Origin of the sequence: Pseudomonas sp. Z1-14 (assembly GCF_051132005.1) — a bacterium.
In the GTDB taxonomy this organism is placed as follows: Bacteria; Pseudomonadota; Gammaproteobacteria; order Pseudomonadales; family Pseudomonadaceae; genus Aquipseudomonas.
The window spans coordinates 326,782-341,512 of sequence record NZ_CP071646.1 but is presented as its reverse complement, the minus strand read 5'-3'; the positions used below and the strand labels follow the sequence as shown (position 1 = coordinate 341,512).

13 protein-coding genes are annotated in these 14,731 nt (G+C 62.6%); 5 read left to right on the top strand and 8 right to left on the bottom strand.

The annotated features are described in order from the left end of the window. Positions 1-27 precede the first annotated feature (27 nt). Positions 28-1,902, top strand: coding sequence for a DEAD/DEAH box helicase (locus tag J3P89_RS01660; RefSeq protein ID WP_434574071.1), 1,875 nt, complete (start codon positions 28-30; stop codon positions 1,900-1,902). Between the two features lie 245 nt (positions 1,903-2,147). On the opposite strand, the gene J3P89_RS01655 is transcribed toward J3P89_RS01660, so the two are convergent. The 3 genes from J3P89_RS01655 to J3P89_RS01645 form a co-directional block, all read right to left on the bottom strand. Then, positions 2,148-2,729 (bottom strand): YceI family protein, encoded by a 582-nt coding sequence (locus J3P89_RS01655; RefSeq protein ID WP_305498214.1) that lies wholly within the window; start codon positions 2,727-2,729, stop codon positions 2,148-2,150. Between the two features lie 32 nt (positions 2,730-2,761). Beyond that, a complete protein-coding gene (locus J3P89_RS01650) occupies positions 2,762-3,313 on the bottom strand; it encodes a cytochrome b (protein WP_305498213.1) in 552 nt (183 codons plus the stop codon). 716 nt (positions 3,314-4,029) lie between these two features. Next, complete coding sequence (locus J3P89_RS01645) at positions 4,030-5,784, bottom strand: flavin monoamine oxidase family protein (protein WP_434696548.1); 1,755 nt, start codon at positions 5,782-5,784, stop codon at positions 4,030-4,032. A gap of 222 nt (positions 5,785-6,006) precedes the next feature. Here J3P89_RS01645 and J3P89_RS01640 point away from each other — a divergent pair, with 222 nt between their 5' ends. Both J3P89_RS01640 and J3P89_RS01635 read left to right on the top strand, forming a co-directional pair. Continuing rightward, the gene (locus J3P89_RS01640) at positions 6,007-7,413 is read left to right on the top strand and encodes an adenosylmethionine--8-amino-7-oxononanoate transaminase (RefSeq protein WP_434627430.1); all 1,407 of its coding nucleotides are present in this window, start codon (positions 6,007-6,009) and stop codon (positions 7,411-7,413) included. A 181-nt stretch (positions 7,414-7,594) separates the two neighbouring features. Then, the gene (locus J3P89_RS01635) at positions 7,595-8,314 is read left to right on the top strand and encodes a 16S rRNA (uracil(1498)-N(3))-methyltransferase (RefSeq protein ID WP_434696547.1); all 720 of its coding nucleotides are present in this window, start codon (positions 7,595-7,597) and stop codon (positions 8,312-8,314) included. A 126-nt stretch (positions 8,315-8,440) separates the two neighbouring features. Here the strand turns inward: J3P89_RS01635 and J3P89_RS01630 are convergent, their stop codons facing one another. Together J3P89_RS01630 and J3P89_RS01625 are read right to left on the bottom strand one after the other, a co-directional pair. Continuing rightward, positions 8,441-9,343 (bottom strand): transporter substrate-binding domain-containing protein, encoded by a 903-nt coding sequence (locus J3P89_RS01630; RefSeq protein WP_434696546.1) that lies wholly within the window; start codon positions 9,341-9,343, stop codon positions 8,441-8,443. A gap of 23 nt (positions 9,344-9,366) precedes the next feature. Further along, positions 9,367-10,608, bottom strand: a complete 1,242-nt coding sequence (locus J3P89_RS01625) for a D-amino acid dehydrogenase (RefSeq protein ID WP_434696544.1) — start codon at positions 10,606-10,608, stop codon at positions 9,367-9,369. Between the two features lie 105 nt (positions 10,609-10,713). On the opposite strand from J3P89_RS01625, the gene J3P89_RS01620 reads away from it, so the two are divergent. After that, complete coding sequence (locus tag J3P89_RS01620; RefSeq protein WP_434696542.1) at positions 10,714-11,637, top strand: LysR family transcriptional regulator; 924 nt, start codon at positions 10,714-10,716, stop codon at positions 11,635-11,637. On the opposite strand, the gene trhA is transcribed toward J3P89_RS01620, so the two are convergent. Further along, entirely contained in the window at positions 11,625-12,242 is a 618-nt protein-coding gene (gene trhA / locus J3P89_RS01615) for a PAQR family membrane homeostasis protein TrhA (RefSeq protein ID WP_305498208.1), read from the bottom strand. The genes J3P89_RS01620 and trhA overlap by 13 nt on opposite strands. Positions 12,243-12,524: 282 nt before the next feature. Between trhA and J3P89_RS01610 the strand changes: the two genes are divergently transcribed. Next, positions 12,525-13,439 carry a LysR family transcriptional regulator gene (locus J3P89_RS01610; protein ID WP_434696541.1) on the top strand — a complete coding sequence of 305 codons (915 nt, stop codon included), beginning with the start codon at positions 12,525-12,527 and terminating at the stop codon, positions 13,437-13,439. Between the two features lie 112 nt (positions 13,440-13,551). Here J3P89_RS01610 and madM read toward each other — a convergent pair whose 3' ends face one another. Next, positions 13,552-14,316 carry a malonate transporter subunit MadM gene (gene madM, locus J3P89_RS01605; protein ID WP_434627413.1) on the bottom strand — a complete coding sequence of 255 codons (765 nt, stop codon included), beginning with the start codon at positions 14,314-14,316 and terminating at the stop codon, positions 13,552-13,554. Positions 14,317-14,321: 5 nt separating this feature from the next. Beyond that, the gene (gene madL / locus J3P89_RS01600; protein WP_434696540.1) at positions 14,322-14,714 is read right to left on the bottom strand and encodes a malonate transporter subunit MadL; all 393 of its coding nucleotides are present in this window, start codon (positions 14,712-14,714) and stop codon (positions 14,322-14,324) included. Between the last annotated feature and the right edge of the window lie 17 nt (positions 14,715-14,731).

Sequence of the window (14,731 nt, the reverse complement as noted above, 5' to 3'; positions counted from 1 at the left end):
AGGCCCTCACTAAAAACAGGATTACTCATGTCCTTTGCTTCCCTCGGTCTCTCCGAGGCTTTAGTCGGCGCCATCGAAGCCGCCGGCTACACCCAGCCTACCCCGGTGCAACAGCGGGCCATCCCCGCCGTGTTGCAAGGTCGCGACCTGATGGTCGCCGCACAGACAGGTACTGGTAAAACCGGCGGTTTCGCCCTTCCGATCCTGGAGCGGCTGTTCCCCAACGGTCACCCGGACAAATCCCAGCGTCACGGCCCGCGCCAACCCCGCGTGCTGGTCCTGACCCCAACCCGCGAACTGGCGGCCCAGGTCCACGAGAGCTTCAAGGTCTACGCGCGTGACCTGAAGTTCGTCAGCGCCTGTATCTTCGGCGGCGTCGGCATGAACCCGCAAGTCCAGGCCATGGCCCGTGGCGTCGATGTCCTGGTGGCCTGCCCCGGCCGCCTGCTGGATCTGGCTGGCCAAGGCAGCGTCGACTTGTCCCACGTGGAAATCCTCGTGCTGGACGAAGCCGACCGCATGCTCGACATGGGTTTTGTCCATGACGTGAAAAAAGTGCTGGCCCGCCTGCCGGCCAAGCGCCAGAACCTGCTGTTCTCGGCGACGTTCTCCAAGGACATCACTGACCTTGCCGGCAAGCTGCTGCACAACCCGGAACGCATCGAAGTCACGCCGCCGAACACCACGGTCGAGCGCATCGAGCAGCGCGTGTTCCGCCTGCCGGCCAGCCACAAGCGTGCCCTGCTGGCCCACCTGATCACCACGGGCGCCTGGGAACAGGTCCTGGTCTTCACCCGCACCAAGCACGGCGCCAATCGCCTGGCCGAATACCTGGACAAGCACGGCCTGCCAGCTGTGGCGATCCACGGCAACAAGAGCCAGAACGCCCGCACCAAGGCCCTGGCCGACTTCAAGGCCGGCGAAGTGCGCATCCTCGTAGCCACCGACATCGCCGCCCGTGGCCTCGATATCGACCAGTTGCCTCACGTGGTCAACTTCGAGCTGCCGAACGTCGATGAAGATTACGTCCACCGTATCGGCCGTACCGGCCGGGCCGGTCGTTCGGGCGAGGCGATTTCCCTGGTCGCGCCGGATGAAGAGAAGTTGCTCAAAAGCATCGAGCGCATGACCAAGCAGAAAATCCCTGACGGCGACCTGATGGGCTTTGATGCCAGCACCATCGAGGCCGAGAAGCCTGAAGTGCGTGAGCGTCCGGATGTGCGCAATCCGCGTAATCCTCGTGGCCCGCGTGGCGACGGCCCGAATGGCGGCGGTGGTGGCGGCGGTCGTAAGGACAAAGGCAAGGACAAGGGCAAGGAAAAATCGGCCAGCAACAGCAACGGTCGCGGCGAACGCCCAGCCCGCGAGCAGAAGCCCCGCGAAGGCACTCCGGCCCGTGAGCAGCAACGCCCTGCCCCGCGCGCCGCGGCCGCCGACCGCGCCCCGGACGAATTCCTCGACGACGATGTCGATAACTTCGGTAACCGCGTGGACTACGTGCCGCAGCAGAAACCGGCCCAGGGTCGCGGTCGCCGTCCGGGCGCCCCGGCAACAGGCGCTGGTGCCGGCGCCCCCCGCGGTGGCCAGCCACAGGGTCGCCAGAACGGACCGCGCAACAGCAACGGCTCGTCCACCGGCACTCCGCCAGGCAAGCGCAGCGGTCCGCGTAATGGCGCCCCACGTGACGGCCAGGCCCGCCGCGAAGAGTCCCGTCCACGCCGCCCGGCACGTGATGATGACCAGCCTCGTCAGGAACCTGCCGTGCAGAACCCGCGTGGCAACCAGCCGAAAATCATGCACAAGGAATCGAAGGTTGATCGTTTCCCGACGCCTGAACAGCTGGACCAATTGCCAAGCCGTCCACGTGGCGAAAAGCCGGCCTTGCTGACGCGCAATCGCTGAGTTTTCCAAGCCACGAAAAATGCCCCGGTTCTCTCGACCCGGGGCATTTTTTTGGCCCCACACAATTCCAAATGTGGGAGCGGGCTTGCTCGCGATAGCGGTGGCTCAGTCACCATCAATGTGACAGAACTGACGCCATCGCGAGCAAGCTCGCTCCCACAGGGTTATCTGTGTCGCCGAAATCCGCACAATAAAAAACGCCCCAGGCCGCAAGACCAGGGGCGTTTTTTTGTCAGGCGCGAAAGTTACTTCGCCTGAACACCTTCAAACGTCACGTACAGCTCGACCACGTCGGATTTCGGACCCAGGTCTTTCTGCTTGCCGAAGTCGGAACGCTTGATGGTGGTAGTGCCTTCGAAGCCGGCACGGTAGCCACCCCATGGGTCCTTGCCTTCGCCCAGGAAGGTTGCCTTGACCACGACCGGCTTGGTCACGCCCAGCAGGGTCAGGTCACCGGTCACGTCGGCGGTGTTTGCGCCGGTGGACTTGACACTGGTGGACACGAAAGTGGCCTTGCCGAATTTGCTGGCGTTCAGGAAGTCAGCGCTGGCGATGTGCTTGTCACGTTCGGCGTGGTTGGTGAACACGCTGGCGGTGTTGACGTTGAATTCGATCTTGCTGGCTTCAGGCTTGGCGGCATCGAAGCTGAACTTGCCGTCGATGTCCTTGAAGGTACCGGTGATGTAGCTGTAGCCCAGGTGGCTGATCTTGAAGTCGACGAAGGCGTGCTGGCCTTCCTTGTCGACCACGTAGTCTGCGGCCATGGCCTGGCCGGCGGACAGCAGGGCGGAACCGATTGCCAGGGCGGCGAGCGTCTTTTTCAACATGCTTTCTATTCCTTTGGAGTCGAGGTTGAACATCAGGCTTGGCGCCCCAGCATGCGCTTGAGGGTCGCGTCACGGTCGATAAAGTGGTGCTTCAATGCTGCCAACGCATGGAGGCCGGAAAAAATTACCAGCGCCCATGCCAGGTAGAAGTGGATCTGCCCGGCGACGTCTGCCTGATCGGGCAGTCCGGACACCAGCGCGGGTACTTCAAACAAACCAAACACCGAGATCCCGACACCGTCTGCGGTGGAAATCAGGTAACCGGCGATCATCACGGCGAACAGCCCGAGATACAGTGCACTATGACCAATCCTGGCGCCGACGCGTGTAAGGCGGCCATAGGTCTCCAGGGTCGGTGGCGGCGGGCTGACGAAACGCCAGATCACTCGCAGCACCATCACCGCCAACAGCACCAGGCCGATGCTCTTATGGATGTCCGGCGCGTCTTTGCGCCAGGTGCTGTAATAATCCAGCCCGACCATCCACAGGCCCAGCGCGAACAGCCCGTACACCGCCAAGGCAACGGCCCAGTGCGAAACGATGCTGACCCAGCCATAGCGAGAAGAAGAGTTGCGTAGCTGCATTGCTCATATCCTGTAAAAACTGTGACCAAGACTAGCGAGTTATCTATCGAATTAAAGCGGAAAATTTCGCTTTGAAATATCGAGAAATACGATCATCAGTCTGGAACGAGTGCGTTAAGGAAAGATTAAAGCGGATGCGCTGCGCGATGGCGGGGGAGCCAGGACATCAGCTTGGCCGAAGGGCCTCGTCGCGAGCAGGCTCGCTCCCAACAGAACCCCGGTTTTTATCAGCCAAAGCCTGTGATTATCAATTCACTGAGCATTTGGGGTGGTATGGGTCGAAGGTGCATTTGTACGCCAACTGAGGGTCCCGTTCCGGAACCATCGGGATCATCAGGGGATCCCGACATTCACCATACACACACCCGTACAGCGAAACCGATACGACCATTGCCATCAGTATTTTCATAGGCACTCCTGTTTTTCAAGGAGCCTGAACGCTTGGCCCGGCGAACTCTATCGCCTGCTTCCGGTTAAAGGGTGGGAAGTTTCCGATATATCGTCGAGCCCTGTAGGACGTCGGCGTAATGATCAACCCGTGGCGAGGGAGCTTGCTCCCGCTCGGCTGCGAAGCAGTCGTAAACCGGCGGGTGCGGTGTGTCTGATGCTCCGCATTGGGAGGGTTTGGGGCCGCTTCGCGGCCCAGCGGGAGCAAGCTCCCTCGCCACGGGTTATTGATTGCCTTAAGTGAACGGCAGCGTTCTTTCCACTTGACGTTACTGAGCCTTCGTCTCAGTAGTTGCCGCCGGTTTGGCGGCAGGTTTCTTCACTGGCTCAGCCTTTTTCACTGGTGCCTTGGCCGGGGCCTTTTTAGCCGGGGCCTTGGCCGCCGGCTTCTTCGCCGCTGGCTTGGCCGTGGCTTTCTTGGCTGGCTCGGTCTTCGCTGGCGCCGGCGCGGGTGGTTCCACCGGCGCAGGGGCTGGGACGGGGGCCGGCGCTGGAGGCGGCGCTACCGGCTCGGGAGCCTTGGCCGGCTCCGGCTTCTTGTCGTCATCCGAGCCGCCGAACAGGTTGCTGAAGAAATTGCCTTTCTTCGCCGCCACCGCTCCGGCGGCAGCTGCTGCGGCCGGGGCGACCTTCGGTGGTTCGAACGACTTGCCCGCCGCCAGGTCTTCAACCTGGCTGGCGGCGCGCTGGCCGCTGCGCAGTGCGCCTTCCAGGGTGCCTGGGTACAGCGCGTCGGTGTGTTCGCCAGCAAAGGCTACGCGCTGCAATGGCTTTTCCCACAGGCGCCAGTACTTGCTGATCTGGCCCGGACCAAACGCCAGGTACGCGCCGCCCATGGAAGGGTCGGTGCTGTAGCGGCGGATTTCATAACCGGTGAAAGCACCGCGCGCCTGTGGATAAAACGCGTGGAGACGGATCAACACCTGGTCGACCATCTGCTTGTCGCCGAAGGCCTGCATCACCCGTGCGTTGTCGCCGGACAGGTTGATGACAACGTTGGCGCCACCCTTCATGGCTGGCTCGATCCACATCATGCCCAGGCCGGCGTTGCTGTAGATCTCGCCCGACATGCGTGCCTTGCTGTCCCAGACCGGGTTCTTGAACTTGAGCATGATCTGGTCACGCCAGCCGTAGTTGGTGCCTTTGATCGCACCCAGGTGCTGGGCATCCAGGGCCGGGGTCAGCTGGATCTTGTTCAATGCTCGCAAGGGCACGGCCAGTACAACATAGTCGGCCTGGTAACCGACGCTGCCGACCTTGACGGTGACGCCGTCCTTGTCCTGGGAAATGGCCGACACCGGCGAGCTCGTCTTGATGGTTTTCAGTTGCTTGACGAACGCCTGGGCCAATACCGGGCTGCCACCGAGCAGGCGCGAGGCGCGCAGGTCACGGTCGGACACGCCGCGATAGACGCGGTTCTGCTGGGCGAAATACAGCAACGACAGGCGCGACGGCTCGTCATAGCGCGTGCGGATTTCCTGGTTGACCAACTGTCGGGCGGTGGCCGGCAGTTGCAAACGGTCCAGCCAGTTGGACACGGTGATCTGGTCGAGCGCGTGTAACGTACTGGTAGCCGTCGGGTTCAGTGGGTCGTCGATGGAACGGGCCAGATCATCCAGGGTGGTTTCGTAGCGCTTGAGCGCCTCGGCCGTGGCTGGCTGCTTGGTCGCCAGGTCGGTGGCAGTAAAATAGGTGCCGTCGATCAGATAGCTGGGGGTGCGCACGAATTCCGGCGCCGGCGTGGTGCTCAGTTTGAAGGTCGAAACGTACTTGTTCAGTACCGGCTGGACCTTATCGTTGCCGATCCACTCGCTGGTGGCCATGCCCGAACGGCCGCCCAGGCTCGGTTTGGCTTCCAGCAGGGTCACGGCCCAGCCCTTGTTCTGTAACTCGTAGGCCGCCGTGAGCCCGGCCAGCCCGCCGCCGATGACGATGGCCGTCGGTTGTTTGTCCTTGGCCAGCGCCGAAACGCTGAACAGCCCTATCATCACCAGCGCACAGGCGCGCAGCCAACCAGCAGACATTCAGCGAACTCCGGAATTACGTAAGAATTTTCGGTTTTTCGAGCCAGTCGGCTCCGGGAACGGCGAAGAATACGTCAGCCATCAAAACGCCGCCAGCGACGTCTATCACCTCACTGAAACGGGTGGGGACGACACAATGGGTTGTTCCCCGGCCCGCCATTGCATAGGCTTGCGCGATTGTTTTGCCCGCGCCCGCCGCGAGCCGCCTCGAGGAGACTGTACATGGGCCTGAATAACCAGTGGATGCAGCGCGATCTTGCCGTGCTATGGCACCCCTGCACCCAGATGAAAGATCACGAACAGCTGCCGCTGATTCCTATCCGGCGCGGCGAAGGCGTGTGGCTTGAGGACTTCGAAGGCAAGCGCTACCTCGATGCGGTGAGTTCCTGGTGGGTCAATGTGTTCGGCCACGCCAACCCGCGCATCAACCAGCGCATCAAGGATCAGGTCGATCAGCTTGAGCATGTGATCCTCGCCGGTTTCAGCCACCAGCCGGTGATCGAGTTGTCCGAACGCCTGGTGAAGATGACGCCCGAAGGCCTGACCCGGTGCTTCTATGCCGATAACGGCTCGTCCTGCATCGAAGTGGCGATGAAGATGAGCTTTCATTACTGGATCAATCGCGGCCGGCCCGACAAGAAACGCTTCGTTACCCTGAGCAACAGCTACCACGGCGAAACCATCGCGGCGATGTCGGTGGGCGATGTACCGCTGTTCACCGAAACCTACAAGGCGTTGTTGCTGGACACGCTCAAGGTGCCGAGCCCCGACTGCTACCACCGCCCCGAAGGCATGGGCTGGGAAGAACATTCGCGAAACATGTTCGCGGCCATGGAGCAAACCCTGGCCGAGCACCACGACACGGTGGCGGCGGTGATCGTCGAACCGCTGATCCAGGGCGCCGGCGGCATGCGCATGTACCACCCGGTGTACCTGAAGCTATTGCGTGAAGCCTGCGACCGCTATGGCGTGCACCTGATCCACGACGAAATCGCGGTCGGCTTCGGCCGCACCGGGACGATGTTTGCCTGCGAACAGGCCGGTATCACGCCAGACTTCCTTTGCCTGTCCAAAGCCCTGACCGGCGGCTACCTGCCGCTGGCGGCGTGCGTGACCACCGATGAGGTCTACAGCGCGTTCTACGACGACTACCCGACCCTGCGCGCCTTCCTGCATTCCCACAGCTACACGGGCAATCCGCTGGCTTGCGCGGCGGCGCTGGCGACCCTGGATATTTTCGAAGACGACAACGTCATCGAAACCAACAAGGCCCTGGCCCAGCGCATGGCCAGCGCCACCGCCCACCTGGTCGACCACCCGAACGTGGCCGAAGTGCGCCAGACCGGCATGGTCCTGGCCATCGAGATGGTCAAGGACAAGGCGAGCAAAACCGCGTACCCATGGCAGGAGCGGCGCGGCCTGACGGTCTTCCAGCATGCCCTGGAGCGCGGCGCCCTGCTGCGGCCGCTGGGCAGCGTTGTATATTTCCTGCCGCCGTATGTCATTACGCCGGAGCAGATCGATTTCCTCGCGGAAGTTGCCAGCGAAGGGATCGATATCGCCACCCGGGACAAGGTCAGCGTGGCGGTGCCGAAGGATTTCCACCCGGGGTATCGCGATCCGGGCTGATACGTCTGTGAACGAATTTCTCCGTGGCGAGGGAGCTTGCTCCCGCTCGATTGCGCAGCAATCGCAAGAATGGGGCCGCTTCGCAGCCCAGCGGGAGCAAGCTCCCTCGCCACAAAAGCTTGCTCACCGCAAAGCCCCCGACCACGCAGCAATGCGCAATCCGATTGTGTAGAGACCAAACATGAGACTCTCCCGCTTTTTCATCGACACGCCCCTGAGCCTCGGCGATCACGAGCTGCCCGAAGCCCAGGCCCACTACATCGGCCGGGTGCTGCGCATGGCCGAGGGCGACGCGGTGCAAGTATTCGACGGCTCCGGACAGGAGTTTCGCGGCACCCTGGCCGAGGTCGGCAAAAAGCGCGTGCGCGTGCAGCTCGACGAGCAATTTGCCGGACAGGCCGAGTCGCCCTTGCGCATTCATCTCGGTCAGGGCCTGTCCCGGGGCGAGCGCATGGACTGGGCGATCCAGAAGGCCACGGAACTGGGCGTCAGCGAGATCACCCCGATATTCACCGAGCGCTGTGAAGTGCGCCTCAAGGACGAACGCGCCGACAAGCGTCTGCTGCACTGGCGCCAGGTGGCGATCAGCGCTTGCGAGCAATGCGGGCGTTCCAGCGTGCCGGTGATCCACCCTCCGCTGTTGCTGGCCGACTGGTTGAAACAGACCGATGCCGAGCTGAAACTGGTCCTGCACCCGGTCGCCGAACCGCTGGTCAGTCATGCCAGGCCGTCGACCCTGGCGTTCCTGATCGGCCCCGAGGGCGGGTTGTCGGATGCAGAAGTCGAACAGGCCAGGACCGCCGACTACCACGCCGCCCGCCTCGGTCCCCGCGTGCTGCGTACCGAAACCGCGCCAGTGGTGGCGCTGGCGGTGGCGCAGCAGTTGTGGGGGGATTTCTAAGGCTCCGCGACCACTGAAGATCACCTGTGGGAGCGAACCTGCTCGCGAAGGCGATTCAACATTCAGCATCAATGCAAGCTGATCCACCGCATTCGCGAGCAGGCTCTCCCACAGGTCTCCCAAAGGCTACTGCACCGGCTCGCTGGTCGGCCTGGCGATGATCGCCTTCAACTCGCTGGTCATCGGAAATTCCAGATTCAGGCCCTTGGGCGGGATCGGCTTCTGGAACCAGCGATCGTAGATGGCATTGATTTCCCCTGACTTGTACAAGTCCGCCAGGGTCGCGTTGACCAGCGCCAGGAATTGCGGATCGTCCTTGCGCACCATGCAGCTGTAGATTTCCCGCGACTGCTCTTCTCCGACCACCACCCATTTATGCGGATCGCGCGCCTTGGCCCGTTCGCCGTAGAGCAGCGCGTCATCCATGTAGAACGCCGCCGCCCGGCCGGTCTCGAGCATCTGGAAGGCTTCGCCGTGGTCCTTGGCACTGATGACGAACATGTCGATTTTGTTGTCCTGGTTGTAGCTCTTCAGGAACCGCTCGTTGGTCGTGCCGGCGGTGGTCACCACGTTCTTGCCGCGCAGGTCGGCGAAGCTGTTGATGCCGCTGTCCCTGGCTGTCAGCAACTGGCCCTTCACGTAAATGAAACCGTAGGAAAACGCCACCTGCTTCTGCCGCTCGGCGGTCACGCCGGTGGAGCCGCATTCCAGATCCACGGTGCCGTTCTGCACCAGCGGGATCCGTGTCTGGGAAGTCACCAGGTTGTACTTCACGTTCAGTTGCGGCAGGGCCAGTTGCTGCTTGATGCGCTCGACGATCTTGCCCGCCAGCTCCACCGAATACCCCATCGGTTTGCCGCTGTTGTCCCCGACATAGGAAAACGGCACCGAGGCGTCACGATAGCCCAGCGTGACGCTTTTGTTGCTGGCGATCTTTTCCAGCGTGCCGGCCGGAGGCGCTTCATTGGCAAAAGCCTGGGCGCCGAGCAGCAGGCTCAAGGTACAGCCGATCAACGTGATTTTCTGCATTGTTGTTCTCCGTTGCGGGTGGGTCAGGCGGCGCGGGGCGTGAGGCCCTGCAGGTCGATGGAAGGTGTGCGTTGGCGGATCATTTCACTGAGCAAGCGACCGCTGCCGCAGGCCAGGGTAAAACCCAAGGCACCATGGCCGAGGTTGAGCCACAGGTTGCGGTAAGCGCTGGCACCGATCAGTGGCACGCCGCTAGGCGTCGCCGGGCGCATGCCCGCCCATTCCACAGCGCGATCGTAATCACCGGCCATGGGAAATGTTTCCATGGCCTGGCGCCGAATCAGAGCCAGGCGTCTGGGATCCGGCGCCGGGTCGAAGCCGACGATGTCGACCATGGCCGCCACCCGCAGCTGCTCACCGATGCGCGCGTAGACGACCTTGCGGTCGTAGTCGGTGATGCTCAGTTCCGGCGCCCGATGCCGGGCGTCGATCGGCACCGTCAGGCTGTAGCCCTTGAGCGGATACAGCGGCATCCGCACGCCTGGCAATGCCAGCGCAACGCTGCGGTGGCCGGCGGCGATTACCAGGTGCTCGACCTCCACACGCTGCTCGCCCAGGTTGATGGCGTGCACCGCGCCGTCGGCATGCTCGATAGCGGTCACCGCGCGCCCCAAGAGGAATTCGCAGCGCCCCGAAGCGCGCAGCCGCGCCGCGAGTTGCAGGCAGAAGCCATGGCAATCGGCGACTTCCTCATCAGGTGTGTAGATGCCGCCCACGAACGGCACGCCGGCCAGCGCAGGTTCCAGCGTCGTGCATTCGTTCGGGCCCAGTACCTGCTGATGAACAGCGTCGGCCACACGTTGCCGGGCATGCGCAAAATGGCTGGCACTGCGAAACGTCACCAGCTTGCCGTTGCGCCGCCACTCGAAGCCATCGAGATGATCCTCTTCGCGCCAGATCCGCAGCGTCGTCTGGCTCAACAGCGCCAGGCGCAACAGATGGGCGCCGTTGCGCCGGTTGACCGAAGTCCGGCATGCGGCGATGAACGCTGCCATCCAGCGCCACTGGGCCGGGTCCAGGCGCGGACGCAGCTTGAGCGGCGAATCGCCGCGCAACATCCAGCCCAAGGCCTGCCACGGCACCCCGGCGTCGGCCAGCGGCGTGACGTAGCGATAGGATAATTGGCCGCCGTTGGCGAAGCTGGTCTCGCTGCCCAATGCATCGCGCGCCTCCACCAGCGTGACGTCGATCCCATCGCGGACCAGCGCGTAAGCCGTCGCCAGGCCGACCACGCCGCCGCCAATGATGCATACCCGCTGAGCCATGTCCGCCTCACATCCGTTTCGAATGACCCGAGGTTAGGGCCAGGTGACAGCGTTCGAACAATGAATAAAGATGAGCTTCCTATAAACAAAGGTTATGGGCACGCCATGCGCCTTCGTCATATCGAGATTTTCCAGGCGATTCGCCAGACCGGCTCCATCAGCGGCGCCGCCCAGTTGCTGCACGTTTCCCAGCCGGCGGTGACCAAGGTGCTGCAGCATGCCGAGCAGCAATTGGGGTTTGCGTTGTTCCTGCGGGTGCGCGGCAAGTTGCAGGCCACGCCCGAAGCGCTGGAGCTAGAACGCGAGGTCGACAAGGTCAGCGAAAGCCTGCAAGGCGTGCGGCGCCTGGCCCAAAGCCTGCGCCGCGAGCCGGGGCACAGCTTGCGAATTGGCGCCACACCGGCCTTGGCCCTGTCGCTGCTGCCCACGGCTATCCACCAATGGACCCGACGCTACCCGGACATCGTCTGCGAGTTGTCGAGCGCCCACAGCCGCGAACTGACGCAAAACTTGCTGATGCGCGAGATCGATGTAGCCCTGAGCTTGCAATTGCCCGATCACCCTGGCCTCAAGGCCGAGCGCCTCGCCAGCGGCGTATTGGTAGCCCTGGCACCGAGCGGTCACTGGCCCGAAGCGGTAATCGGCACGCCTATGCCGTTGCAGGAGCTGGCCGGCGCGCCGTTGATCGGCTTGTCCAGCACCGACCCGCTGTCCGCCAGGCTGGACGGCTACCTCAAGTCAGTGGAGCCGCCGCCCCGAGTGAGCATTGCCGTACAGACGTATTCACTGGCCCGGGCCATGGTCGAATCCGGCGCCGGGCTGGCGGTCATCGACCCGTTTACCGCCTTGGGGGCTTCACGCGCCCGTACGGCCATCCGGCCATTGTCGCCGCCGTTGCCCATTGCCTTGTACGCCGTAACCCGCGCCAATGAAGCCCCGCCCCACACCGTGGGGGCCTTGCTGGAAATTGTCGCCAGCCAGGCCCAGGCGCAACTTGATCGCCTGTTTGCGACCGCTCAAAGCACGTAGAACAGAATCGCCACGAAATGCAAAAGGCTGCCGGCGATGACGAAAAGGTGCCAGATGCCATGGGCGTGGCGCAGGCGATGGTCGAGCGCGAAGAAGATGATGCCGACGGTATACAGCACGCCTCCCGAGGCCAGCCAGGCAAACCCGGCGCTGCCCAGCGCCGCCAGTAGCGGTTTGACCGCCACCAGAACGATCCAGCCCATCACCGCATAGATGACGATCGAGAGGATCCGCGCTTCGGAACGCGGCTTGATTTCCTGCAGGATACCGATCACCGCCAGCCCCCAGACGATCCCGAACAATGTCCAGCCCCACGGCCCGCGCAGCGTTACCAGGCAGAACGGCGTGTAGCTGCCGGCAATCAGCAGATAGATCGAAAAGTGATCGACCTTCTGCATGATCTCTTTCTTGCGCCCGCGCACGCTGTGATAAACCGTCGATGCGCTGTAGAGCACCAGCAAGGTGAACCCGTAGATCGCCACGCTGACGATCTTCCACGGATCGCCGGCCATCCCGGCAATCACCAGCAGCCACACCGCACCGATAAACGCGGCGACCGCGCCCACCAGGTGCGTCCAGGCGTTGAGCCGTTCCCCGTGATACATCCAGACCCACCCCCCTATTACGAATTTGGCGCCAAGGCTCAGGCCTGGCGCCTGAAAGTGCAATGTTTTGCTTTCAGCATCGAACACAACCCCCGTGGCGAGGGAGCTTGCTCCCGCTGGGTGGCGCAGCCGCCCCAAAGACTTTGTGAGCGCTACGCACTGGAGAGCCAGCCCGATCAAGCGGGAGCAAGCTCCCTCGCCACAAAAGCTCTCCAGCCACATAAATCGCGTCGCCAGGAAGACATGGGGCACAATCAGCCCATACGAACAAGAGTCCGCCCCATGCTCATCGACGAAGAATTGACCCTGAAGAAACTCGAGGTGTTCCTGGCGTTCATGCGCACCGGCAACCTGGCGCGGGCGGCGGTCGAGTTGCAGACCAGCAATGTCAGCGTGCATCGGGCCATTCACTCGCTGGAGAGCGCGTTGCGCTGTCCGTTGTTCAAGCACGAAGGCCGCAACCTCACGCCGCTGGAAAGCGCCTATGTGCTGGAGGAGCGCGCGCAGAAGCTGATTCAGGACGTGGTCGAAAGCGTACGCCTGACCCGCGAGGCGGCCGGCTTTTCCGCCGAGCGTTTCAAGCTGGGATCCTTGTATTCACTGACCGTCAAGACCGTGCCGCAACTGATCATGGGCCTGAAGATCCGGCGCAGCGAGCTCAACATCGATCTGATCATGGGCTCCAACATCGACCTGTTGTACAAGCTCAAGAACATGGAGGTCGATGCGATCCTGGTGTCGCTGGACGACAGCGTCAACGACCCGGATTGCGAGCAGATCGCGCTGTTTTCCGATGACATTTTCCTCGCCACGCCCGCCGACTCGCCCTTCGCCCAACGCAGCGAAGTCGACTTGGCCGAGGTCCGCGACGAGACCTTCATCACCCTGACCCAGGGCTTCGCCACGCATCAGGACGGTGTACGGGTGTTCAAGCAGGCGGGGTTCGAGCCGAAAGTGGCGATGCAGGTCAACGACATCTTCACCCTGCTGAGCATGGTCAGCTCCGGGGTGGGCTACGCCTTGCTGCCAGGCCGGATTGCGGCGGTGTATGAAAACCGGGTGAAGCTGATCCCGTTGCAGGAAAAGTACCGGTTGCAGCAGCACATCGGCGTGGTGTTCCTCAAGGCCAAGGAGCGCGACCCGAACCTGCTGGCGTTGTTGGCGGAATGCCGGATGTACGCCAATCGCCAGGCTTGAGACCGAGTCGCGCGTTTCGCGAGCAGGCTCGCTCCCACAAGGGTGAACCCAATCAATGTGGGAGCGAACCTGCTCGCGAAGGCGCCAGCGCGGTAAGCGAAAAGCCGAAGTCCTACCCCATCAGTCCCCGCATGATCAGGAACAACAGCGAAGGCCCGAGCAAGCAGCCAAGCGCGGTATAGAACGCCGCCGTCAGGCAACCATACGGAACGAGCTTGGGATCCGTCGCCGCCAGGCCGCCGGCAACGCCGCTGGAGGTGCCCATCAGCCCACCAAAGATCACCGCGCTACGTGGGTTGTTGAGACCGATGAATGGCGCCACGAACGGCGTCGCCACCATGACCAGGATCGCCTTGATCAACCCGGCGGCAATCGACAATGCCATCACCTCGGAACTGGCTCCGATGGCCGCCCCGGTCACCGGCCCGACGATATAGGTGACCGCTCCGGCACCGATCGTGGTCAGGCTCACCACATCGGTATAACCGAAGGCCATCGCCACGCCGACGCCGGCAATGAACGAGGTGCCGACTCCAACGAACAACGCCAGCACCCCGACGAAACCGGCGCGCTTGAGCTCCTCGACACTCACGCCGAACGCCGTGGCGACAATGGCGAAATCCCGCAGCATGGCGCCGCCCAGCAAACCAATCCCGGAAAGCAGTGGAATGTCCACCACACCTTTTTGCCCCCCGGTCATTGCGCCGCCGATATACGAGAGCACCAGCCCCAGCAGGATCGCGATGGCCGAACCATGCAGGCGACCTTTGGTGAAGGTATTGCTGATCCAGTAGGACACCCACATGGTGATGCCGACAATGGCAAACCCGCTGATCAGACCGTAACCGGTGATGACTTTCATCATGGATTCGTACATGGCAATCACCCGACCGTCTTGACGGAAACATCGGCCTGAGGGTCTTTGTTGCCGATGCGTACCAGCACCGGCACCAACGCAAAGGCAATCACCACCGCCAGGGTCCCGGCCAGGATCGCCATCGGCCCGCCTTTCAGTGCGCCATAGACGTTTTGCTGCGCCGCCATCGCCACCACGATCGGAATGTAGATGGCGCTCCAGAATTCCACGCCAGCTTCGGACTTGCCCTTGAACAAGCCGCGTTTGTTCAGGTAACTGCCCAGGCCGATCAGCAGCAGCATCGCAATGCCGACGCCGCCGACGTTGGCCGGCACGCCAATCAGCTTGCCCAGCAGCTCGCCGATGAAAATACCCGCCAGGGTACAAAAAGCCAGAAACGCCACACCATAGATAATCATTGTTGTAGTCCTCAAAG